Here is a 22,267-nt window from a genome sequence, read left to right as displayed (position 1 = left end):
CCACTCGTTGATTTTAGCAATCAAAATCACAAATTCATTATCATTCGAAATAAAAACTCCCGCGGGCGGATCGCTATTTGAGAGGAATAAACAGATAACGGCTGATAGACTGTATAACGGTAATTACGGTGATTCAACAGGTTATTCAATTGGAGTTGCAATGTCAGCCGGGGAAGTTTATAGGCAGCCGTCAAATCCACAAAAACAAGGTTTACGGAGTGGTCCGGAGTGATTTCATTACGGAAATACTCTGCCGAGGCCGACAGGTCGAATCGTCGATGCATATAATAGAAAGTCCCCTTGTGGCGCATATTCCACAAGCGATCTGATGACGCCGCTTCCGGTGAAACCCGGATATCTTGTCCCGCTTTGCCGGAATTATTTTCGAAAGAGGAAGATTGTCGTTGTAACTCTCCGGTATATGCCACTTCTATCTGTTGGATTGGAGATATGCTGAAAGAGGGTTTCAATATAAGCGTGCGGAATGAAAAAGGTATCCATACACCTTCCCTTATCTGTACGGAACGGTTGTACCAGTAGGATGCCTCGGCAGACACTTTGGTATTGAGATCAAAAAATCCTTTCGAAACTACCATATTGACGCCATAAGATGAGTCATGATGCGGTATATAGTGTCGTGTCCACCGGAATATATTGTCCGTGACACGTTGCTCCATCGTATGGTTTATCCGGCCACGTGATGCCGTGATATCCGCGGTCACGAAAAATTCCCTCAATGTATTTTTATACTCCGTCCGTAATGTGTAAAGTTGCTTGTTGGTAACCGGTATGCCCGTTTCATTCTTAAATGTGGTCCGATAGTCAGTGAAATAGAGTTGCGGGTAAAATGCCGCGATATCATTGAGTTCCTTGCCATATCGCACCGATAAACGGGCATTCCAGGCATAATTTAGCTTGTAGTCTGTCCTGAAAGTGAGTCCGGGAAGCCACAAGAGATCCTTATCTTCATCCCCGGGAAACAGTACTGCCTGCAAAGGCACCGACCATCTGAATGTAAGCGACCTGAACAGGTATTCATAGGCGGGAGTCACCCACAGGCGATGATGATCCTTCAGGCTGTTCCAATCGACAGATCCACCGACAGTATAGTGCTGTGCGATCTTTGTCCGCCGGATAATCCATCCCGATTCGGCAAGGGCATAAAATCCTTCCAACTGCATAGGCTGGTCGTACCCCTTAAAGGGTGCATTCCTCGAACTGTGTAAATTGGTAATTGAGGGGTTAGCGTCTGTAACTCCATCGCGATTATTGAATTGCAAACGTTGGTTCCGGCGCCAATACCCCACAACCGACTTCACCTGCCATATATCCTTGTTCTCCAATGTGCGGGTAATACTAAGATTATCCTGCACGGACAGCGACTCATCCCTCTGATGTTGTGTTAGATGATAACTCCCGGCAATTCCGGTGTTGGTCCTATTTTTTTCAAAATGAGTATCCAATTGATTACGTAAATAATGGGTTACAGCATTCTCTTCATAATCAGCCGAAATATTCAATTGTCGCCCTCTAAGATAGCTGCTTTTATTTTCTTCCACCGTCACTGTGTCGTCCGGATTAAAATAGGATGTGACGGCATTTGTTTGTTGTGTAATACGATCCTCTGTATAAAAGGCATTTATTTTCAGGCGGGAATCTTCGCCCAACCGGTACAAGCGGTTACCCGTGGCAAGTGCGGCGTCGTCAAAGAGCCATCGGTTTTCCTTTAAGGGAGCCGATACGTTACCGGATTGAAGTAACCGGTAATCGGGCAGTCCCGGCAGTTCATCCATTCCCTTGTCTCCTTCTTTGGTGATACCATTTCCGGTATTGGAGAACTTCAACGCATAGAGGGACTGACTTTTCCGGGCGATTTGCAATGCACTTGCTTCCGCTTCGTACAGAAAATCATCACTCGAAAAACCTGCCGACACTTTGGGTTTAAAACTCCATTTATCTTTAAAATTATCCTTGAGCTTTATATTGATATCGGCCACATCGGAGGGTATTTTTCCCGCCAGCGATTTGATCCGTTGATGGTTATCCAGCACCTCCACCTCTTTTACCGACTGAGCGGAAAGATTCCGGCTTACACTTTTGTAGCGGCTGTCCATCAGGTCCAATCCTTCCACATACATGGTACCAATATCCTTCCCCCTGTACCGGATCTTTCCATCGTCGTCCACCTGAATACCGGGCAGACGTTTCATCAGGTCTTCGACCGTCTTATCGTTTTCACGCAAGAACTTCGACGCATCATAGCGTATCGTATCGCTCCGACCCCATATCCTGCCCGGCCGAATAGTGACCTCTTTTAATTGTATAGACGACTGACCCAGTTTAATATCAAAATGAGCCCGACGGCCTATTCTCTCCGAGAAAGGGGCATAGCCCATCATGGAGACCGAGAGTGTAAGTGTATCCGGAGAGACATTGAGGGGAATAGAGAACGTTCCTTTTTCGTTGGTGATGGCAAACGCCACCGTCCGGTCTCCACGCAATACCACTACATTGGCAGCATCCAACAACTCACCGGTACCGGCATCGCTTACCTTACCGGAAAGCACCGTTTCCGAATGGGATGCTCCGGAATGGTTATGCTGCGCATTTCCCTGAAAGCAATTAAAAAGTACTGTCAAGGCAAGAAGGTAGAGTATTGGTTTGTGCATGAGATTAATGTGACTAATGTGATAATGTGACTAATGTGATAATGTGATAATGTGACTAATATGTCAATGCTGTAATTGGTAATTAGTAATTAGTAATTGGTAATTCTTCTCAATTTAATTCCATCGGATTATAAGGATTACTCATCTTCCTTATATCATTCCCCATCTCGTCTTTTACGGTTACTTTCACATTGGGCGCGTTCACCTTGATATATCCCTGAGGGTCGGCATTAAAGCGTTCATGCAACTTGTTCAACTCTTTTCGGGAGATTTTCCTGCGTGAAGTTTCCGGCATTTCGATCAGAGATAGGCCTTTCCTTTGTTCTATGCCTGAAGCGATAAAACAGTAATGCTTTTGGGAATCTTCGGCTTTCAGGATAAGTCCCGGTAGACCGTGGAGTTTCCAAGGCCCGTCGCTGCGAGCGATATCAGCAGTGAACCATGCTTCATAATCCCGCCCGTAAAGATGGGTGGTAGCCTTCTGGCAGGAATAACCACAAATTGTTGCCGTATCAGGATGAATAGTCCAACCAATTTTCAGCATCGGTTCTTCCACCACATAATTATCCATTGCAATGCGGTCCAATAATGTAAGCTGACCTTTGGGATAATTCTTATATATCCTGTGGGAAATCACCCCAAAACCATACTGCTGCAAATGTTCGTTGATGGTCTGTTGCGACGCACCCGACTGGATATCTGCCCGCAGCACCGAATCGGCCATAAAGGAAGTATAACTGTAATATTCCGAGACATCTTTTCCTACACGCAGTATCATCGTCTCTTTGGTAACATTGTCGGGATGTTCCGTATCTTCCAGAATGGAAACGTCATACTGCACTGTAAAAACAAGCGAATCAAGCGGGATCATTTTTTTGTACGAACCGAGATCGGCAATTGTGATCCGTTGTGCGAAGAGTGCCGGTCCCGATAAAATCAAAGCGGCTAAAAATAGCATTTTCTTCATATTGAATCGTTTTAACTGTTATCTGTCCGACAAAAGTAGCACTTCATCGTCGCCAATTGATTGTTTTGATATTACTGAAATATTACTCTTCCAAAAATCATATAAAAAAACCTGTTATATCTTCACCTTAAAAAGTACCTTTGTCTCAGAAACAGGATAATCCACTATGAGATCGGGAAAAATAAAATTAATCTGGTCATTGAGTATCACGGCAGCATTGTTGGTGATCGTTTTACAGGGATACTGGCTATACAATCAATACCGGTATACGCTCGAGGAAACGGCCAATGAAACAACAGCGCAGGTACTATCGGCCTGGGACGACTACAAGATATGGCAAAAAGCCAGATTAAAGACGCACCGCGACAATCTGAAATCCTATAATACCAATATGAACCAGACGTCAACCATCTATCTTTCCGAGACAGAAGAAAGCATTACCGATTGGACTATTTCTATCCATACAATAAAAAAATCTGGTCTAAAATCGTGGCAAATACCTGTCGACAGTATGGATAAATCAGTTGAAAAAGTACAAAATAAACATATTCTTGATGAAATAGAAAAGAACTTATCTTTGGCGCAATCCTCAAAAATGCCCCGGAAAGATTCCCTGAGAAAGTGGGATGAAAAAATAGTGGAAACCGACTCCCTCCTCGTGAACACTTTCCGGTTTAAGACGGCGGAAAATCAAAATCTCATCTACGATGCAGTGGATTTATTCCTTATCGACCTCAATTTTCCATTCAGAATGAACGCCATTGACAGTATCATACAACAAAAAACGGGCTATGTGCCAAGCCGGATCGACACATTATCCTTACCGGCCGATTCCGTCTTATGGCAACCCAGGGCAATGCACCATTTGTCGTTAGCCGGGCCTTCCGTTACTGTAGATATTCCATACAACGTACTGAAAAGGAAAGTGGCTACCATTGTGATTCCGGTAGCTCCATCCCACATCCTCAAAACGATGGCAGTGCAAATTGCCATAAGCATCCTGTTGGTTTTGGTACTTGTCGTCTGCCTGTTGCTGCAAATACAGATTATCTCGCGACAACAAAGGATCAATGAATTGAGGCAGAATTTCGTGAATACGACTATCCATGAATTGAAACGCCCTGTACAGACGCTCAAAACCATTGTTTCCTTCCTGCCGCGATCCTCTCCGGAAGAAAAGGCAATGTTGGACGATGCCCGTATCGAGACTGACAACCTGACCTCTTATCTGCAAAAATTGAGGGAAGTAAACCAGGCAGAGACAATTACGGGAAGCCTACATCTTTCCTATTTCGATTTCTCTGCTTTAGTAAAAGATTGCATTGAAACCATACAAAAAAATATGGAAAGAAAACTTCCTATCGAGACCGATTTTTCAGCCACACCCCTCCCTATCACCGCCGATAAAATGATCATGGGCAATATTGTGATCAACCTGCTGGAAAATGCGGTAAAGTATTCGGGAGAAGAGCCGTTCATCCAAATCTATGCCGGCATTGATGAAAACCGATTGTCTTTCAGCATTGCGGATAATGGGATCGGCATTGCGGCAGCAGATCAAAGCCACGTCTTCGAGCCGTTTTTCCGTTCAAAAAACGACTACGTGGCATCGCTCCCCGGCATGGGGCTCGGTTTGAGCTATGTGAAAATGGCAGTAGAAGCTCACCGGGGAACCATAGAGATCCAGTCCAAACCCAATCAGGGCACGACCGTCACCGTAAAAATTCCCCAACAATAAAACACATAAATGAAACAAAAAAGAGGCAAAGCATGTCTCCGAACATCTGCAGAACACTAAAAAAAGATGCATCCATAAAACCGACCCTAAAAATGAAGCCAACCCTGAAAATGAACCCGACCCTGAAAATACTTTTCGCCGACGACGACCTCAAATATGCGCTTTTGTTGAAAGATTTCCTTACGCGCAACGGTTATGATGTCACCTACGCCGGAAACGGACGCATCGCACTGGATCTTTTCGAAGAAATAAAACCCGATCTGGTCCTGCTGGACGTGAACATGCCGGAAATGAACGGATTTGAGGTTGCAAGGGAAATCCGCGGGAAAAACAGCAAAGTCCTTATCTTTTTCCTGACCGACCGAAGCGACAAGAGCGACCGGTTAAAAGGGTTCCAACTGAAAGGGAACGATTACCTTGCCAAGCCTTTTTACCCGGAGGAGTTACTGGCCCGGATAGAAGAGCGTTTGGGAATACCTTCCCAAACAACACAAAAAATTTACAAATTAGGGAATACCTCATTCCATTACACCGCCAATGAATTGATTACCGGGAACACAAAAACCATTATCACATCCCGTCAGGCCGATATATTACGCCTATTGGCAGAGAATATCAATGAGACCGTAAGCCGTGATCTCCTTCTCAATAAAGTCTGGGGTACCGACAATTACACCAACTCACTTGCGCTGAATGTGCAGGTAACTTACCTGCGTCGTGCGCTGCAATCGGACACATCCTTGAAAATCGTATCAGTAGTACGGAAAGGCTATATGTTATGCTCAGAGTAATTACCGATTATTGGATTCTAACTTGAGTGTTTGTCCGCAGTATTGCGCCACGATCTCCCTATGTGTAATAAATATCAGGGTTTTATCTTCAGCCTGTGAGATAAGGCGTTCCATAAGCAGACGTTCGGTCTCCCTATCCAGGGAAGAACTGAATTCGTCCAACAACAGTATATTTCCCGGCCGAAGCAGTCCCCGCGCGATGCAGATACGTTGCGCCTGCCCTTCGCTCAAGCCCGCGCCACGCTCCCCGCAAAGGGTATCCAACCCATCCGGCAAATCATATATGAAATCAGCCACCGCAGTCGTCAACACTTTCCGGAGCTCCCGGTTGGTAGCATCGGGATTACCCAGCAGCAGGTTATCACGTATCGTTCCGCTGAGCAATGTGTTTCCCTGCGGGACATACACCAGGTTGCACCGGGTAAGCGGACTTGCTTCCAATTCCTGTACGGAATTATACAAACAGACCTTCCCTTCGCAGGGATGCAACAAGGCAAGCATCAGACGGATAAGGGTGCTTTTACCTACTCCCGTCTCTCCCACGATGGCCGTACGGCTACCGGGAGCAAAGTCAACCGACAGATGCTCTATGATCTGTCGGTTACCATCAGGATAAGCAAATGAAATATTTTCGAGACGTATGCCCACCTGCCCGTCGAGCATCTGTTGTTCACCCTGCTCTTCAGTGGTCAGGCCATCCAGTTCGTTCAACCTTTCGGCTGAAGTAATTGTATGTACCAAAGAGGGTATATACTGGCTGAGCTCTACCAGTGGGCGCTGGATCTGCCCGACCAGTTGCAGGAAGGCCGTCATCATACCAAATGTGATGGCTCCTTCATAGATACCTTTTATCCCCCAGAGGAAAGCGATGAGATAACCCGTCGCAAATCCGGCCATGATCAGCGTACGTGAAAAGACGGTGAAGTTTGTGCGTTTCATCACCTTGTCATACAATGAAGACTGGATAAAATCCAGTTTGTCGGTTACCGGCGCATTTTGTTCCAGCGTTTGGATCAAGACCTTATATTGCAGTTTTTCCTGTATATGCGATTGTACATGGCCATCCAGGGTACGTATCTCTTCAGTAAAGCGACGCATCCGTTTTATATATACCTTGCTTAATATCAAAAAAACCGGCATAATGAAGATAACCGTCCACGCCAGTTGCATATTGAGTTTGCTCAGGAAAAGAAAGGCAGCCAGAAACTGGAAAGAGGTGATAATTACCGCGGGAAGCGATTTACAAACACCTTCGGCGACGACGCGCACATCTTCTTCAATGCGGTTGACAGCATCACCACTATGAAAACTATCTTTCCCATTCCACGTGCTAGCCATCAGATGGGAAAAAAGCTTAAACCGCCATTTATTTTTAAAATATATATCCGTCTCTGTTTCCAAACGGTTCTTCAATGCCGACAGTATAATTTGACCAGCCATAGTGGCTATCAGCAACACAATATAGTGGGTCATATCCCCTTCTATGGAGCGGGTGGCAATGTCGATCAGTTGTTTGGAGACCCATACAAAGAATAATCCGGCACACACACTCAATATGCCTGCCAGGCTATTGAGCAGAATACGAAAACGTATCCCCCACAAATATTTCCGAAGCGATTGTATGGCGTTGCGTATCACGGCTCAATATTTATTTAAGTTTATCATTTACTATTTGCCGTATGCCAATGACCAAATAATAGAGATAGTAAAAGCCCACACTGCTCCCAATTGTAGAAGACAATTGTATGAGTCTCCTGTTTTTCATCCTGAAGTTGTGGAATTTCCCCGATAGATATCCGGCTGGCCGGGTTGCCCATTTCTGGCCATAACGGCCAAAATTACCCGATAACAGGATATCCTTCAATATTACCGTTTGAGAGATATCCCTGAATTTATCCGTATAGAAAGGAAATCTTTCTTCTGAAAGACCCAGTTGATGCACAGCTATATAACCGAAAATTTGCCATGCCCGCAACAGCCCGAAAGCTTTAAGGTCTTTCATCAACTCCTGCCTGTCTATTTGATCGCAAAATCTATGGAGATACATTACCCAGTCACTCAACTGGCGACACCCTATTCCATCTGCAATAAAATGGTGGAAAGCATGATTAAAGATATACAAGGCATTAAAATTGGGTGGCGGAAGCAGTACATCTATATCATTCAGATTCCAGACTTGTAACTTCCCCCTTTGTAAATGATACTGGGTCCATTGCTGGAATATTTTATTTTTGAAGGGATCGGGGAATTTTTCAACGATACGGTGAAATTCGATTACCACCCCATCCCACTCGAAATAGAAATGCTTATGGCTTTCCAATGTGTCATTTGAAACAATCTCTTTCTCAACAGCCAGTTCACACGCCCTTCTGTAATCCTTTTTTCCAATGTATAAATCTATATCCCCGCATTGGCGGCGCATGGGATCCGGATAATTTTGCGCCACACCCTGCCCCTTAAGCAATATAGGATGTATGTTTTCAGACTGCAGTAAAGGTATTAGCCGGGTTAACCGTTCGTTGAACAGTGCATGGCTTTTTTCTATGCGGATAACCGTCTGGTAAAGTTGACGCAGGAGGGCTGTAGGCGGTTGGAGGTCTGCCTGCAAATAAGATATGCCATCAAAAATAATACCGCTGACAGTTTGCATGTGAGCCATTTTCAGGATTGTGGACCAATCCGGATCACCTGAAAAAAGAGATTGGTCCACAGGTTTTTTCCACAATCCCGATTGAAGCAAGGCAAAAAATTGTTGTTCCGTGCGGTTCATTCTTCCACAATTCCTGCGTCGATCCAACTCTTTGCGATATCGGCAGCATCGGTCAACGCCTCACCGGCGGGAATGTCGTATTTCGACACCAGCAAATCGGCGAGGGTTTGTACACCGAAGTCCCTTCCTTCCACTTTCTCCCACAGATAGGCGGCAGAGCCATTAAGCGAAATCAGCTTATTGAAATCTATTTGCGCCAGTCCCTCACCGGCTACAATGTATTCCTTGCCTACAGTGCGGAGTTTAAATCCTTGTTTTACTCTCATATTGTCATATTATATATTTTATGGTAAGACGTGCATATTACATTACCCCATTGATTATACAATTCGTCGATATATGGCTAATAAATATCTTCTTCCGGGAAGAAGGATTCTCCATAACCGGGCTTTGCGGCGCGCCCTTTTGCTATTGCAGTCAATCTGCTTTCCTTTATGGATAATGGATATGGCCCGACCGCAAATATTTTCCTTACGGCATTTTTCCATTCCGGAAATATTGCCATCTCCCATCAGGGTTACCTGTGCATCATCTATCTTCAGTATGCGGTGCAGTACAAATAGCTTCGGACTTATTTCCGCCAGTACTATGTCTCCCACAGCATAGGATTTTTTTCTTTCTAAAACCACACTATCCTGTCCTCCCACGATGAAAGGAAGCATACTGTTCCCTTTCGCCCTGATGGTAACCTGTGTACCTTCCGAAAGTATCTTCGCCACTTCCGGGAGCATTATTTCATTGGACAGTATGACACTCCGCATTGCTATTCCTTTATCGTGGAGGCTGACAGATCTGCCGCGGCTTTATCCGGCAGACAGTAGAGCCTATAACAAGCCACTGTGCTGACCAGCTTCTCTACCGTACGATGTATTCCCGCGGCAATCTCCTCTTCCCAGCGCATACTCGAACAGGCCGGAAGCACTATCGCATAAGCCTGCAACAAAGATAACGTTTTAATTTGATTCCGGGGAGCCTGATCCAATTTTACTATCCCTTTCAACAAGGCCTCTTCATTGCGGTAGCAGGGAGTTTTGCCACTCCATGGCGTACCATAGACAATGGCTTTTCCATCAATTATACGTACTACTGGATTGTCGTCGTTCAGGAGTTCACTTCCCTCTATATGTTCCAGCCAGAGGCGACTATGCGTACTCTTTCCCGTACCGCTTTTCCCCAGGAAAACAAAACCTTCATCACCGTTTCTGATAACGGAGGCATGCATCATCAATGTATCAAGGTTTGCTGTAGAAAATGCATAAAGCAGCATCAGGCAGTTGTTGAGACAGAAAAAACAAACTTTATCGCCTGCGGGCAATTTTACCCTTGCCTCCCGAAAAGCAGCATCGATATCCATCGTACAATAATCCGTGCTTCCCGGATAGGCAATGCGGAAACGAAAAGATCCGTCTTCGGATCTGGAAACACCAATCGCGGCGATATCATTATCGAACTGTCCCACCGGCTTGTAATCGATCTCATCGGGAAGATTGTCCACAATGGAGAGGTGAAAAAGATACTCTTCACCCTGCTTCCCTGAAACACGAAATGGGGTATAGTTGCTTAAAGCATCTACCCCAAAATATTTATCAGAAAAAGATAGCCGGAAACAATGTCCGGCTACCTGATAGAAAAGATCATCTTCCAAAATAAGAATATCTATATATTTTCGTAAAAATAAGCTACGGATCTACTCATTCAACTCCGGTGTTCCTATGTTGAAAAAGTAACTCTTACCCTGTTCAAAGGCAATGGGTTGTTCTCTGTCTATAGTCCTATAGATATATTTAGCAAATGTTTGAGTGCTTAATGCTTCATCATAAAACTTAGTAGCAAATGTCAAAGTTTTACTTTGTAACGCTCCAGTAGGGAGAATTGGAATAAATAAATCAAAATCAGTACCATTCAAACTCTCTAAAAGATCATCCGGAATTTGCACACCCACTGCATTCTGTTTATTGTCAGCTCTTATAGCCAAAGAAGAAGCATCGAGATTATCAAGAGAACCATCAAGAGGAACAAAAAAACTCTCAAATCCAAGAGGAAGCGGTATCACATCATCCAGCTTCACACCAAGACTAAATCTAAAAAGTTTTGCTAATTCAGGAACGTCTGGTTTTCCTACACGAACTCGGATCAAAGAGGTTAGGTGTTTAAAAGACAAATCTACCCTATTAGATCCTCCCTCTCCTATTGTCACACCTGCATCTGCTTTCATAAACATATACTGACCAGCGTGTTTAGACGTGCCATCAAGCAAATGTATGCGTTGCGAAAGTTGATCGTATATTTCCCTAAACGAAACACCCCATTTCCCTGTTGTAGCATTTTTCGTCCAACCATCAGCAGGATACAAGCCATAGACGTCATACACTCCGTCTTCAAGTGTAACACCGTTGTCAACGACGATAAAGTCGCAAGTATTCGATTTTTCTTCTCCGGGAACAACTGCCTGATATATCAATTCTGTTTCTGTACCACTTTCATCCACAAACAACACTTTCACACGATCCCCGTTATGCCAATAGAATCTTTCTCCTTGTGCGGAATTAAAGTCATCCCTATCTTCGATGACTCCCGCTCTGGTACCACTCTCCGGATTATTATCGGTGAATGTCCCAAAAGTCCCTCGTAACACAGGTATATATCCTTTCACTTTTGGCTCTAACTGGTTAACTTCTTCGTTATTACATGAGGTAATTAGAAATAACAGTGTGGAAATACCGATTAGATAAAATATTTTTTTCATTTTCAGTTGATTTTTGATTATTACTAATTTATTCTTCTCTTCACTGGGATTAACATGCAAATAGTAATAGATTAGTATTAGTCACCCCAACCACCGTTAGGTAAATTATCACCACTACTGGCCAGTATAGGGTGTTCCATTTCCATTTCAATTACTTCAATTGCCGGCTTTTTGTAAGCCTCTTTTACTTCTTGTTGATTTTGATTCGCTGTCATTGTTGTTTTTTTTAAGTTAAACACTTTAATTAATTGTCGCCTCTTATATCCCTTAAAAGGGCCAAATACAGAAACATCTGCTATGATTGGAATTAGAACAAAAAAGGCATTACTTTGTTCACAAAAATAAACAAATTAATTGAATAAAAAAGACAGAAAACAGACAAAAAATAGACTTCCGGATAAAATCGGGAAATATTTCCCCATCAAATTATTTTTCCCAGTATCTTATCCATTACCCAATTGGTGCGTGCAGCCGAGATACCAGTACTGACAGGTCCTGCACCGCGTCCATTCAGATAATTGGCAATACTTTCGACCAGATAATACTGGATATTCTCCGGATTCTCTTCTCGAAATTCCTGTATGCCTCCAGCTGTTTCCAATCGTATGGGCGAAAAATCGAAGGTGGCACAGGTCAGCTTTCCTTTTGTGCCGGTTATATCGATCAGGTCGGTACGACTGTTTTGCGGTGCGACAAAACTCCAACTTGCGCTGCCCACCATACCGGAGTTGAAGCGGAAAGCAGCGGCCAGACTATCTTCTACCTCATATAAGCCTGCTACGTTATTGGTAAACCCGGATACATCGGTGATTTCGCCGAAGAGATAATCGAGCAAATCCAATTGATGGGAAGCCAGATCGTAAAAGTAGCCGGCTCCGGCGATCTCTTTTTTCAACCGCCACGGCAATGATTCACGATTATAATCTTCCTTATAGGGAGGAATGGCGAAACGGATCTGCACCGTGGAGATGTCGCCTAAGAGTCCGTCATCAATCAGTTGTTTCACCCTCAGAAAATAGGGTAAGGTGCGGCGGTAGTAAGCTACAAAACAAGGAACTCCGGTCTCTTGGGAGATACGGTTGATTTGAAGGCATTCCTCATACGAAGCTGCCATCGGTTTCTCCAGATATACCGGCTTACCGGCTCTCATGGCAGCAACGGCATACTCCAAATGCGAGCCAGGTGGGGTCGCAACATACACCGCATTCACCGCCGGATCGTGGATCAGGTCGTCTGCATTATCATACCACTTCCCTATCCCATGCCGACGGGCATAGTCTTCCGCCTTTTGACCGTCGCGGCGCATTACCGCCACCACATCCGACCCTTCAACTTTACTGAAAGCCGGGCCGCTCTTCTTTTCGGTGACGGCACCACAACCGATAAATCCCCAATGAAGCATAATTTGATGTGATGATTTGATAATTTGATGATGTGACGATTATCACGCCTAACCACTTAGGCACCTTTTCACTTTCCCACTTTCTTCCTTGCAAGAACTCCCAACACGGCAATGGCAGCAAAGGCGATTCCGATATACAGGAAAACGGAGGACATCCCATCACTTTGGCCATAAGAGTGCATCCCGCTAAGGAAATAGTTAACCCCGAGGAAAGTCATCAGAACGGAAGCAAAAGCAAATACCGAGAGCAGATTAAAAAGCCACAGGCTATTCCATTTCTTCACCAAATGCAAATGGGTCACCATGGTATACACCACGATGGAGATCAGTGCCCAGGTCTCCTTGGGGTCCCATCCCCAATACCTGCCCCACGACTCGTTGGCCCAGACGGCCCCGAGGAATGTACCGGTTGTCATCAGTATAACCCCCACCAGCAACGACATATTATTGATGATGCTTAACTCCTGAATACGGGAGGATAGACGAGTACTATCTTTTGCGAAAGCCATTAAAGAGAGATTGGTGATACCCAGCAGAAAACTGATGCCGAAAAATCCGTAAGCACCCACGATCACTGCGACGTGAAACATCAGCCAGGGCGACTTCAACACAGGTACCAGTGTATTGATCTGGGGATCCATCCAGTTAAGCGCTGCCACAAAAAGGATAACTCCACCAAAAAGCGTTGCTAATGCACGGGTGAGGGTACTTCTCCGCCCGAAAATAAAACCGGCCAGTACTGTCGCCCATGACACATAGACCATGGTCTCGTACGAATTGCTCCAGGGTGCATACCCTGAGATATACCATCGCATTCCCATACCAGACATATGACAAAGAAATAACAGCACGATACCAACCGTAAGCACTGCAGCCACATAACGCTTCCACCGCTTTTCATGTAACAGTTGCATCAAGGCAATGACAAGCAGCACTCCCCCGCAGATAAAGTAACCGACCTTCACACGATTGAAGAGATCCATCTTGTTATAGCGGTACTCAGCCTCCAATTTCCCGGGATGGATCAGAGAGGCTCTGTCGTTAGTCAACTGGTATGACTCAATCACACCCAAAGCCTGGTCTGCTTTGGTCCAGTTGCCACTACTCAACGCTTGTCGTACTTCTGCAAGGTATTGTTCAAACGACTGTGTGATAAAAGTCGAATCCTTTTCCGAAAAGGCGGAAAGATCGTCACCCGGCGCATACCATGTATGGAAGGGATCATCCGGATCGGGATAGAGCCCAAACATAGTATAGTTCAACAACTGATAGAGAATATTCACCCGCTCATCGAGTTTGATCAGTTCTTTTTCGGAGGAACTCCTTTTATCCGCCGGCCGGTGGTAAATCTCCTGCAACTGAGGTAGCAACCTGTAATTCCCTTGTTGGTCGAAAAGATGATAATAGGGAACATATTCTTCGGGAAGATTATAACGCGTACTTATTCCTTTATCCGACAGGGAGATAAGAGGTACTTGCATCCACATTTGCGGCATAACAAGCATACCCAGCAGAAACTGATCGGGATTAAGATCGCCGAATGCCTGTTCTTTATGCACTTTGCGGAGAATTTCCGAAGAAAAGGTATTCATCGGCATCGTCCGCCCCCGGAATTGTACCGGCAACGCACCGAATTTGGCCGCATGTTCGGGTGGAATACTGTTTTCGAGTACCGCACCGGCCATTGAACCGACAGAAAACTCCGGCATTTCACCCGGCGCCCCTGATGCTGGCCGCTCGGTTGATTCGCCCTGCGTACCTTGCGCATATCCAACCGCGGTAATCATTAAAATTATCGGAACAAGTGCAGCTTTCCTGACTTCCTTTAATTGTTGTTGCAACTTACGTAAACGGGAATTGGGCATGAAAAAGATAAGGATAAAACCTATTAACAGCATGAGATAGCCTGTATAGGTAATGGTGCGTCCCGCCACATCCTTGTTCACTGAGAGGATGGTACCCATCTCATCCTGGTCGTACGAAGCCTGGAAGAAACGGTATCCCTTTACATCCAGCACGTTATTCATAAACACTTTCGCCTCGCGGACTTCCCCGTCGACATGTACCAGCAGGTCGCTTTCGTAGGAGGACGGACTCCGGGACCCCGGATAACGGATCAACCTGAAATCGACAAGTTCCAGCACAAAGGGTAACGTTTCTTTTTTTACACCTTTGGAGGTATGCATCACCATCTGATCCGCTTTTTCACCTTCACGAATATGCACCTGTCCTTCTTTTCCAAACACGAAAGTAGTCAATGCCCCCAAAAGGATAACAGCAAGGGCACAGTGAATTACCACCATGCCCCATTTTTTTCTTTGGATAAAATTACGGCTGAGAAGGATCAGGATAAAATTCACCACCAAGAGGAACTGCAGGAAGAAAAACAGGGGCGAATAATAGACCATCATCTTCGCGGCCTGCGTTCCCATCCATTTTTCGACAAAAGTGGCTGTTGCCAACCCAACTGCATAGATCAGCAACAGCACAATAGAAGCTTTATAGGATGAGAGAAAGCGTACTAATTTTTCCATTTGTGAATAATCGTATCACGCCTCTTCCCACTGTTTACGCAATAATTCGAGGGCCGCAGGTACTACTATGTTACGATCTCCCTGGGCTCCACACTCAAAGCTGACATACTTGTCGTATCCCATCATCTTGAGCCCCTTGAATCCGCTTACATAGTTATCCGCCTCGCCATCTTCGCCGGGCATGCTGCGCCGCTTGCGGCTGGCCATGTGCACATGCTGCAAATGCTCTCCTGCAGAAAGGAAGGCCGCCATATCGCAGGTCTCCTCCCAGGTCATGTGCCAGAAATCGCCCAAACATTTCACACCCGGGTTATTGATGTCACGGCAGATGGAAGCGGCATCGGCTACCTGGCGCAGGTAGAATGCCTCCTTACGGTTCAATGGTTCAAGAATAACGGTAGTCCCGTGTTGCTGTGCAAAAGTACCCATCTCATCGAACTGCTCACAGAGGAAATCACGCGTTTCCTGGGTATGGGGCATCACAGGAACCTGGTTATTGAATGCGGGAACAATGATCACACCTACGGATTCGAGTTCACCTGCACCAATCATCAGCGCTTCCATCGTATCGCGGCATCTCCTCCGGATTTCCGGGTCGGTAGAGAGGATAAAACCATCAAAACCGGCACAGATGGCACTCACTTTTATATTTCGTCCTTTGAGCGCATCTTTCATCTCCTGTAACCTCTCAAGCATAGGTTTTCCGTGAGGTTCAAAACCCACTACACCATGCTCCTCCATGAAATCGAACTTTTCATTCAGATTAGCTCCGGGAGCAGTGCCTTCCTGAAAAGAGATATTCAGTTTTGCCTTACTCTTGCAGCAAGAGGCATCATCCTTGCCGTCCGCCCTGGCAAAGGAGGTACATCCTCCAATGGCCATGGCTGCAGATCCGGCGAGGGTTGTTTTCAAAAAACTTCTCCTGTCGAATGTCATAATCGCTATTTTTTTATTTTCCGCTTCCCGGTACGGGTACTGTAAATCCGGACATATCCATTTTTCCGATATTCAAGTCGGCAGGAGTATAATCGAGAGGTGCCGCAGTCATCGCATCCCAGGTCACCTGCTGACCGGTATAGGCCGCTTCACGCCCCATAATACCGGCCATATTGGAAACTGCCGTTTCGGATGCCAGTTCGATCGGTTTGTTACTCCGTATACAGTTAATGAGGTTGACATGCTCCAGCGTATAAGGGTCAGTTTGTTGGAAACTGGCCTTTTCAGCCTCGCCATCATACTGCCAGATCACATTCCCGGCAAGATCTTTGATTACATGTCCACCGTTACTCGACCACGAACCTTTCGTTCCCTGGATAAACTCACTCACGTTGTTGGCACATCCGTCAATCTGACGGCACATACTGTGCATGTGAATACCATTTTCCATGGTGAAGTCAATACTGAAATTGTCATACTGGTCACCCGTCACACGGCGTTGGCGGGATCCGAATCCGACGGCATTTACAGGTTTCAAACCGGAAAACCACGTAAATACATCAATATTGTGTACATGCTGCTCTACGATATGATCGCCCGACAGCCATTTCCAGTTCACCCAATCGCGTACCATAAATTCAAAATCGTTCCATTGCGGTTGACGATCACGATACCACAACATACTTTGGTTCCAGTAAACTGTTCCTCCGGTAATTTCACCGATGGCACCATTCATGATCTGCTTATAGGATTCTACATAAGCACGTTGATGGTGGCGTTGCGTTCCCGTCACTACGGAGAGGTTCTTAGCTTGCGCCTGTCTGGCGGCAGCGACGATGGTACGGTAACCGGCCGAATCGACACAGATCGGTTTTTCCAGGAAACTATGCTTGTTTTTCTCTACTGCATATTTGAAATGTTCCGGACGGAAGAAAGGTGGTGTGCAATCGATCAGCACATCGATATCGCTATCGATTACCTGCTTGTAGGCATCCAAACCCACAAAGCGCTTGTCTGCAGGAATATCGATATTTTTCTCAGTCTTCAGTTTCTCGGCCAGATTGTCCACCCTGTCCTGAAATACATCGCCCAGAGCCACGATAGTAACGCCATTAGCAGCATTCAGGAAATTGATGGCGGCACCCGAACCACGCCCGCCGCAACCAACCACACCGGCTTTCAATTCTTTCCCGTCGGCTGCCAGGTCCGGAAGTTCGGGGATATAATAACTACCTGGTTCTTTCAAAGGCACATTGGCGCCTTTTCCTTTTTCTGCTCCACTACCGCAGGAGGTCAAAATCCCCGCGGAGCCGGTACCAATCACTCCGACTGCCCCTGCTATGGCGGAAGTCTTCAGGAATGACCTTCTGGTTAGATTGTTTTCTTTCTTCATCACTTTGATTTATTTTTAGATTGATATTCAGTTGTTATTCAATTGATATTCGGTTGTTATTCAATTGTTATTCAATTGTTATTCAATTGTTATTCGGTTGTTATTCAATTGTTATTCGGTTGTTATTCAATTGTTATTCAATTGTTATTCGGTTGTTATTCGGTTGTTATTCGGTTGTTATTCGGTTGTTATTCAGTTGTTATTCGGTTGTTATTCAGTTGTTGCTCGGTCGCATTACCCCGCAAAGCGGGAAATAACGCGAAGCGAATAACTATTGAACCTCACATACCACGCGGAATCCGATCCCCTTTATATCAGAATACCACCAGATACTCTTCGGTTGTTGCGGGTCAGTCCGCATCCATGCGTCATGTTGCGTATAACTACGGCTTGCACTGCGCACATCAGCCGCATCAGAAGAATAGAGTCCTCCACGTACCACCCATTCGTCACCCTCGGTCACACGCGGATTATGGGTAACTCCCGATCGCTTGGCATATGCATTCGGATCATATTTATCGGATGTATATTCCAACACATTACCCAGCATATTCTTTAATCCGTACGGATTGGATGTGACTGTCGAAGGCGGCTGTGTACGGCCATCACTATTTTTGTCATAGATCACATGCGACGTGATACCTTCGGTTTTCGGCTTGAAGACATTTCTCATAAATCCCTGTTCTGAAAAATCTTTGGGACTTCCGGGGAAGAAATAAGGTGTTTCGGTTCCTCCACGCGCAGCATATTCCCATTCGGCTTCGGTGGGAAGGCGGTATTTCTTGCCCGTCTTTTCCGACAGCCACTGGCAGAATGTTTCGGCAGCATAATGGGTCATGGTGATTGCGGGGCGGTCGCCTTGTCCCCAACCCTGGTCGGGATATCCAAACGGCGGTGTGGGACCCGATATGGCGTCTACATCCATCGCATTCAGGTTATTCGCATAGACCGTCTCGGGAGGGGTACGTCCTTCACTCATTGTCTCCGCGTAGAATGCCCAGTACATATCCCAGGTAGTTTCTACTTCAGCCATGAAGAACGGATCCAACGTAACCTCATGCTGCGGCGATTCGTCCGGATTGCGGAAAGGCTCTTTCTCGGGACTTCCCATCTTGAAAGTTCCTCCCGGGATTGCGATCATCCCGAACGAAACGGCTGTGCCGGGAATCTGCTCCGTATAATTGGCAAAGGTAGCGACGGCAGCCGGCTCTTTATAAAACAGGCTGGTATCCACTGCCGCTGCTCCGGTCATGCCGGGAATGCCGACCATCTGCCCATGGGAGTAATTCGGGTTGTAATGTCCTGCATCCAGGTGACAACTGATGCACTGGAGATTGAGTTTTTCCGCATTCTCCTCGTAGTAGAGGTGCGCCGTAATACCATCATCACTAATCCCCTGGGGAAAAAGGTTTTGATGACATTTCACACAGGATTCGTTGGGGATATATTTCACGGCATGTTCCAACTCCGATTTTCTGTCCCAATCGATCTCTGCCGGATCCTTGGTGAGGTACCCCCACAAATCCCGGACCCCCAGCGATATTTTTGCCGTATAATGCGCCCATGTATCGTCTTTGGGAGGAAGATGGCAATCCACACAGTTCACCATTACCCCACTTGAGTTGTTCACATGCGACGACAGCATCCAACTCTCTTCTGCATGAGGATGCACATGGCACATCATACACGACTCATTCGAGGAAAAATAGACCGAAGTCTGGTACAGGGCTGCTACAAAAACAATTCCGATGAATATCCCCACGAGGAGGAAAAAACCTTTCCGTTGATGCAGTTTTTTACCAGTTCCCCGTTCCCTTTTAGCGCGCTTCGACATTGTAATTTATTATAAAAAGTTTTAAGTTATAGCTTTTATCTATATATTATCTTTATTGGCCTATAAAAGTACGAATTTTTATTTTATCAAAAAAAATGAATCTATAAAATATACTTTTTTGACAAAAATCATCTTTATCCGATCCATTTAAACCATTTTGTATTATTATCCCTGCTCGCTTCTACCATCGTTTCCACGAATTGCATTCCCCTCACACCATCATACACGGTGGGAAAGTCGGTAATCAGTTCCCGGGGAATTTCGCCGTTCCTCTTGGCCATTACGGTCAGGGCAAAATTCCGGTAGATATTCGCAAATGCTTCTATAAAACCTTCCGGATGTCCGGCAGGCGTTCTGGTATTCCATTTGGCGAGATCGGTCAGGAATTCATTATTGCCCATATACAACTCCTGTGTGGGCTTATCACCCCACCTCAGGATCAACCGGTTCGGTTCCATCTGCCTCCATTCCAAGCCGCCTTTATCGCCATACACACGTATGCGGATATTGTTAGCCTCACCCGTAGCTATCTGGGTAGCCATCAACACACCGGTAACACCATTTTCCAAACGGAGTAACGACGCACCGTCGTCATCTACCGGACGTCCCTCCACATACGTCTGCAGATCGGCGCATACTTCCTGCACCTTCAGCCCCGTCATATATTCGGCCAGGTGCCAGGCATGCGTACCGATATCTCCCATACATCCCGCTTTACCGGTGGTCTTGGGATTTGTCCTCCAACCGGCATTATTGCCGCCCTGCAGTTCAATACGTTGCGATAGCCATCCCTGTGTATATTCCACGTACACTTTGCGGAGTTTGCCCAACTCACCGTTGGCTATACGTGCTTTCGCCTCTTTCACAGCAGGGTAGCCCGAATAGACATGAGTGAGTGCCAGCACCAGGCCGGTCTCCTCTACTTTTTTCTTAAGTTCCACCGCTTCCTCCAGGGAGAAGGTGATCGGTTTGTCGAGTACCACGTGAATGCCTCTCTCCAGTGCCATCATGGCCGGTTCAAAATGCCATTTGTTGGGGGTCACGATGGTAACAAAGTCCATCCGTTCTTCTTCAGGCAATTCCATCTCCCGTTCGAACATTTCATGGTAGTTGTCATAAATCCTGTGGTCCGGTAGAAAATATTCTTTCCCCGAACTTCTGGATATTTCCGGGTTGGCACTAAAGCAACCGCAAACCAGTTCGATCAGGTTATCCATGAATGCCGCGCGACGGTGTATGGCTCCGATAAAGGCATCGCTCCCGCCACCGACCATGCCCATTTTTAATTTTTTATGCTTCATATCGATTCGATTTAATTTATAATATATAATTTGTCTAAAGCTTACAAAATTAATGAATATTTTAGTTAGGCCTTATCAGGCAAGGCAGTATTTAAATCATCTCTCTTCTTCAGATTTTCCTTAAAGAGAAATAGGAATCCGATCAGGAAAGCCAAAGCCATAATAAAGGGAACCATCCATATCGATTCCCACCGGTAGAGTCCCTCCACAGTATAATGGTGCACGACATTTCCTGCAATCAATGTCCCGAAATACTTTCCCACACCATAGGTGGCAAAGGAGATCAATCCCTGGGCTGAATTTCGTAATGATAAAGGCGCCTTCTCATCCACAAACAGTTGTCCTGCCACAAAGAAGAACGTAAAACAGAATCCGTGGAGTGGCAGAACGGCATAAATGAAGCCAGTTTCTCCAGTTCGTGCACCCAACGCAAAAAATCCATACATCAGCACCCATGCCACAATGGCTACGGTGATACTTCCCTTATATTTCAACTTCAGGAAAAAGAACGGGAACGAAAACAAAAAGATCACTTCCGCAATCTGCCCCATGCTCATGGCCGCAGCAGCATTCTTAATCCCGACATCGGTTATGAAAAGATTGGTAAACGAATCATAGAATGCCAATGGAATGCAAATTAACGCTGAAAAGATGAGTAAAACAAGAAATGAAAGGTCTTTTGTCAGTTTAAACGCGTCAAATCCGAGAATTTGCCCTATTTTCACTTTCCCTCCCGTCTTCATCGGAACGCTATATGGCAAAACAAGGGCGTATTATAGGCCTGCCATCAGTGAAACTCCCGCACCGATGAGGAATGGCGTTGAATAGGCTTCAATACCCAGTGCGCTGATCAGGAAACCCGATCCGATCCATCCGAAGGAACCGAACAGGCGTATCCTTGAAAACTCCTTCGCCGGATTCTCCAGGTTTGCCATGGAGATTGAAGTAGTCAGTGACATGGTAGGCATAAAACAGATACTGTAAGAACCTGCTTTGAATTTATTTCCTAATTTTTCTAAGCATGATCTGGCAAAATGTTATTTGTAGCATAGCTTCTGCCGACTCTGTTTTATACTCGTAATCAGTTGTCATCCTCCTGTAATTCTCGATCCAGGAGAATGTTCTCTCTACAATCCATCGCAGGGGAAGAACCTGGAATTTCTTTGATGATTCATCCGGACGAAGT

General features: G+C 45.6%; 18 protein-coding genes and 1 pseudogene. 2 read left to right on the top strand and 17 right to left on the bottom strand.

What is annotated here, in order from left to right:
* Positions 1-26: 26 nt before the first annotated feature.
* Positions 27-2,669 (bottom strand): carboxypeptidase-like regulatory domain-containing protein, encoded by a 2,643-nt coding sequence (locus ABV001_RS14275; RefSeq protein WP_352423437.1) that lies wholly within the window; start codon positions 2,667-2,669, stop codon positions 27-29.
* Between the two features lie 109 nt (positions 2,670-2,778).
* Complete coding sequence (locus ABV001_RS14270) at positions 2,779-3,636, bottom strand: GLPGLI family protein (protein ID WP_352423436.1); 858 nt, start codon at positions 3,634-3,636, stop codon at positions 2,779-2,781.
* A gap of 166 nt (positions 3,637-3,802) precedes the next feature.
* Between ABV001_RS14270 and ABV001_RS14265 the strand changes: the two genes are divergently transcribed.
* Positions 3,803-5,374 carry a sensor histidine kinase gene (locus tag ABV001_RS14265; RefSeq protein WP_352423435.1) on the top strand — a complete coding sequence of 524 codons (1,572 nt, stop codon included), beginning with the start codon at positions 3,803-3,805 and terminating at the stop codon, positions 5,372-5,374.
* Between the two features lie 110 nt (positions 5,375-5,484).
* A complete protein-coding gene (locus ABV001_RS14260) occupies positions 5,485-6,165 on the top strand; it encodes a response regulator transcription factor (protein WP_352423450.1) in 681 nt (226 codons plus the stop codon).
* Here ABV001_RS14260 and ABV001_RS14255 read toward each other — a convergent pair whose 3' ends face one another.
* The 15 genes and pseudogenes from ABV001_RS14255 to ABV001_RS14185 form a co-directional block, all read right to left on the bottom strand.
* Entirely contained in the window at positions 6,166-7,803 is a 1,638-nt protein-coding gene (locus ABV001_RS14255; protein WP_352423434.1) for an ABC transporter ATP-binding protein, read from the bottom strand.
* Between the two features lie 10 nt (positions 7,804-7,813).
* Positions 7,814-8,935, bottom strand: a complete 1,122-nt coding sequence (locus ABV001_RS14250; RefSeq protein ID WP_352423433.1) for a nucleotidyltransferase domain-containing protein — start codon at positions 8,933-8,935, stop codon at positions 7,814-7,816.
* On the bottom strand, positions 8,932-9,201 hold the full coding sequence (locus ABV001_RS14245; RefSeq protein WP_352423432.1) for a PqqD family protein: 270 nt from the start codon (positions 9,199-9,201) through the stop codon (positions 8,932-8,934). Before ABV001_RS14245 ends, ABV001_RS14250 begins: the two co-directional genes overlap by 4 nt.
* 54 nt (positions 9,202-9,255) lie before the next feature.
* On the bottom strand, positions 9,256-9,696 hold the full coding sequence (locus tag ABV001_RS14240; RefSeq protein WP_352423431.1) for a S24/S26 family peptidase: 441 nt from the start codon (positions 9,694-9,696) through the stop codon (positions 9,256-9,258).
* 2 nt (positions 9,697-9,698) lie between these two features.
* Complete coding sequence (locus ABV001_RS14235) at positions 9,699-10,580, bottom strand: hypothetical protein (protein WP_352423430.1); 882 nt, start codon at positions 10,578-10,580, stop codon at positions 9,699-9,701.
* A gap of 42 nt (positions 10,581-10,622) precedes the next feature.
* The gene (locus tag ABV001_RS14230; protein WP_352423429.1) at positions 10,623-11,681 is read right to left on the bottom strand and encodes a hypothetical protein; all 1,059 of its coding nucleotides are present in this window, start codon (positions 11,679-11,681) and stop codon (positions 10,623-10,625) included.
* A gap of 77 nt (positions 11,682-11,758) precedes the next feature.
* Positions 11,759-11,896: a hypothetical protein gene (locus tag ABV001_RS14225; protein ID WP_352423428.1), complete on the bottom strand. Its 138-nt coding sequence runs from the start codon at positions 11,894-11,896 to the stop codon at positions 11,759-11,761.
* Between the two features lie 206 nt (positions 11,897-12,102).
* Positions 12,103-13,083, bottom strand: coding sequence for a Gfo/Idh/MocA family protein (locus ABV001_RS14220; RefSeq protein ID WP_352423427.1), 981 nt, complete (start codon positions 13,081-13,083; stop codon positions 12,103-12,105).
* Positions 13,084-13,151: 68 nt separating this feature from the next.
* A complete protein-coding gene (locus tag ABV001_RS14215) occupies positions 13,152-15,617 on the bottom strand; it encodes a cytochrome c biogenesis protein CcsA (RefSeq protein WP_352423426.1) in 2,466 nt (821 codons plus the stop codon).
* A 15-nt stretch (positions 15,618-15,632) separates the two neighbouring features.
* A complete protein-coding gene (locus ABV001_RS14210; protein WP_352423425.1) occupies positions 15,633-16,553 on the bottom strand; it encodes a TIM barrel protein in 921 nt (306 codons plus the stop codon).
* A 13-nt stretch (positions 16,554-16,566) separates the two neighbouring features.
* A complete protein-coding gene (locus ABV001_RS14205; RefSeq protein ID WP_352423424.1) occupies positions 16,567-17,946 on the bottom strand; it encodes a Gfo/Idh/MocA family oxidoreductase in 1,380 nt (459 codons plus the stop codon).
* Positions 17,947-18,217: 271 nt separating this feature from the next.
* Positions 18,218-19,780: an SUMF1/EgtB/PvdO family nonheme iron enzyme gene (locus tag ABV001_RS14200; protein WP_352423423.1), complete on the bottom strand. Its 1,563-nt coding sequence runs from the start codon at positions 19,778-19,780 to the stop codon at positions 18,218-18,220.
* A 134-nt stretch (positions 19,781-19,914) separates the two neighbouring features.
* Positions 19,915-21,081, bottom strand: coding sequence for a Gfo/Idh/MocA family protein (locus ABV001_RS14195; RefSeq protein ID WP_352423422.1), 1,167 nt, complete (start codon positions 21,079-21,081; stop codon positions 19,915-19,917).
* Positions 21,082-21,146: 65 nt separating this feature from the next.
* Positions 21,147-22,058 (bottom strand): annotated as a pseudogene (locus tag ABV001_RS14190) (MFS transporter).
* Positions 22,059-22,080: 22 nt separating this feature from the next.
* The coding region (locus ABV001_RS14185; protein ID WP_352422292.1) for a transposase at positions 22,081-22,267 on the bottom strand (187 nt) is incomplete at its 5' end.

Source organism: Proteiniphilum sp., from assembly GCF_040307845.1.
Classification (GTDB): domain Bacteria; phylum Bacteroidota; class Bacteroidia; order Bacteroidales; family Dysgonomonadaceae; genus Proteiniphilum.
This window is presented reverse-complemented; position numbering and strand designations above follow the sequence as displayed.

Bases quoted from the DNA above. Each gene is read 5' to 3' on its own strand.
- ABV001_RS14260 (WP_352423450.1), top strand. From the start codon at position 5,485: ATGAACCCGACCCTGAAAATACTTTTCGCCGACGACGACCTCAAATAT.
- ABV001_RS14270 (WP_352423436.1), bottom strand. From the start codon at position 3,636: ATGAAGAAAATGCTATTTTTAGCCGCTTTGATTTTATCGGGACCGGCA.
- ABV001_RS14225 (WP_352423428.1), bottom strand. From the start codon at position 11,896: ATGACAGCGAATCAAAATCAACAAGAAGTAAAAGAGGCTTACAAAAAG.
- ABV001_RS14245 (WP_352423432.1), bottom strand. From the start codon at position 9,201: ATGAGAGTAAAACAAGGATTTAAACTCCGCACTGTAGGCAAGGAATAC.
- ABV001_RS14265 (WP_352423435.1), top strand. From the start codon at position 3,803: ATGAGATCGGGAAAAATAAAATTAATCTGGTCATTGAGTATCACGGCA.
- ABV001_RS14200 (WP_352423423.1), bottom strand. From the start codon at position 19,780: ATGTCGAAGCGCGCTAAAAGGGAACGGGGAACTGGTAAAAAACTGCAT.
- ABV001_RS14205 (WP_352423424.1), bottom strand. From the start codon at position 17,946: ATGAAGAAAGAAAACAATCTAACCAGAAGGTCATTCCTGAAGACTTCC.
- ABV001_RS14220 (WP_352423427.1), bottom strand. From the start codon at position 13,083: ATGCTTCATTGGGGATTTATCGGTTGTGGTGCCGTCACCGAAAAGAAG.
- ABV001_RS14210 (WP_352423425.1), bottom strand. From the start codon at position 16,553: ATGACATTCGACAGGAGAAGTTTTTTGAAAACAACCCTCGCCGGATCT.
- ABV001_RS14275 (WP_352423437.1), bottom strand. From the start codon at position 2,669: ATGCACAAACCAATACTCTACCTTCTTGCCTTGACAGTACTTTTTAAT.
- ABV001_RS14230 (WP_352423429.1), bottom strand. From the start codon at position 11,681: ATGAAAAAAATATTTTATCTAATCGGTATTTCCACACTGTTATTTCTA.
- ABV001_RS14215 (WP_352423426.1), bottom strand. From the start codon at position 15,617: ATGGAAAAATTAGTACGCTTTCTCTCATCCTATAAAGCTTCTATTGTG.
- ABV001_RS14250 (WP_352423433.1), bottom strand. From the start codon at position 8,935: ATGAACCGCACGGAACAACAATTTTTTGCCTTGCTTCAATCGGGATTG.
- ABV001_RS14240 (WP_352423431.1), bottom strand. From the start codon at position 9,696: ATGCGGAGTGTCATACTGTCCAATGAAATAATGCTCCCGGAAGTGGCG.
- ABV001_RS14195 (WP_352423422.1), bottom strand. From the start codon at position 21,081: ATGAAGCATAAAAAATTAAAAATGGGCATGGTCGGTGGCGGGAGCGAT.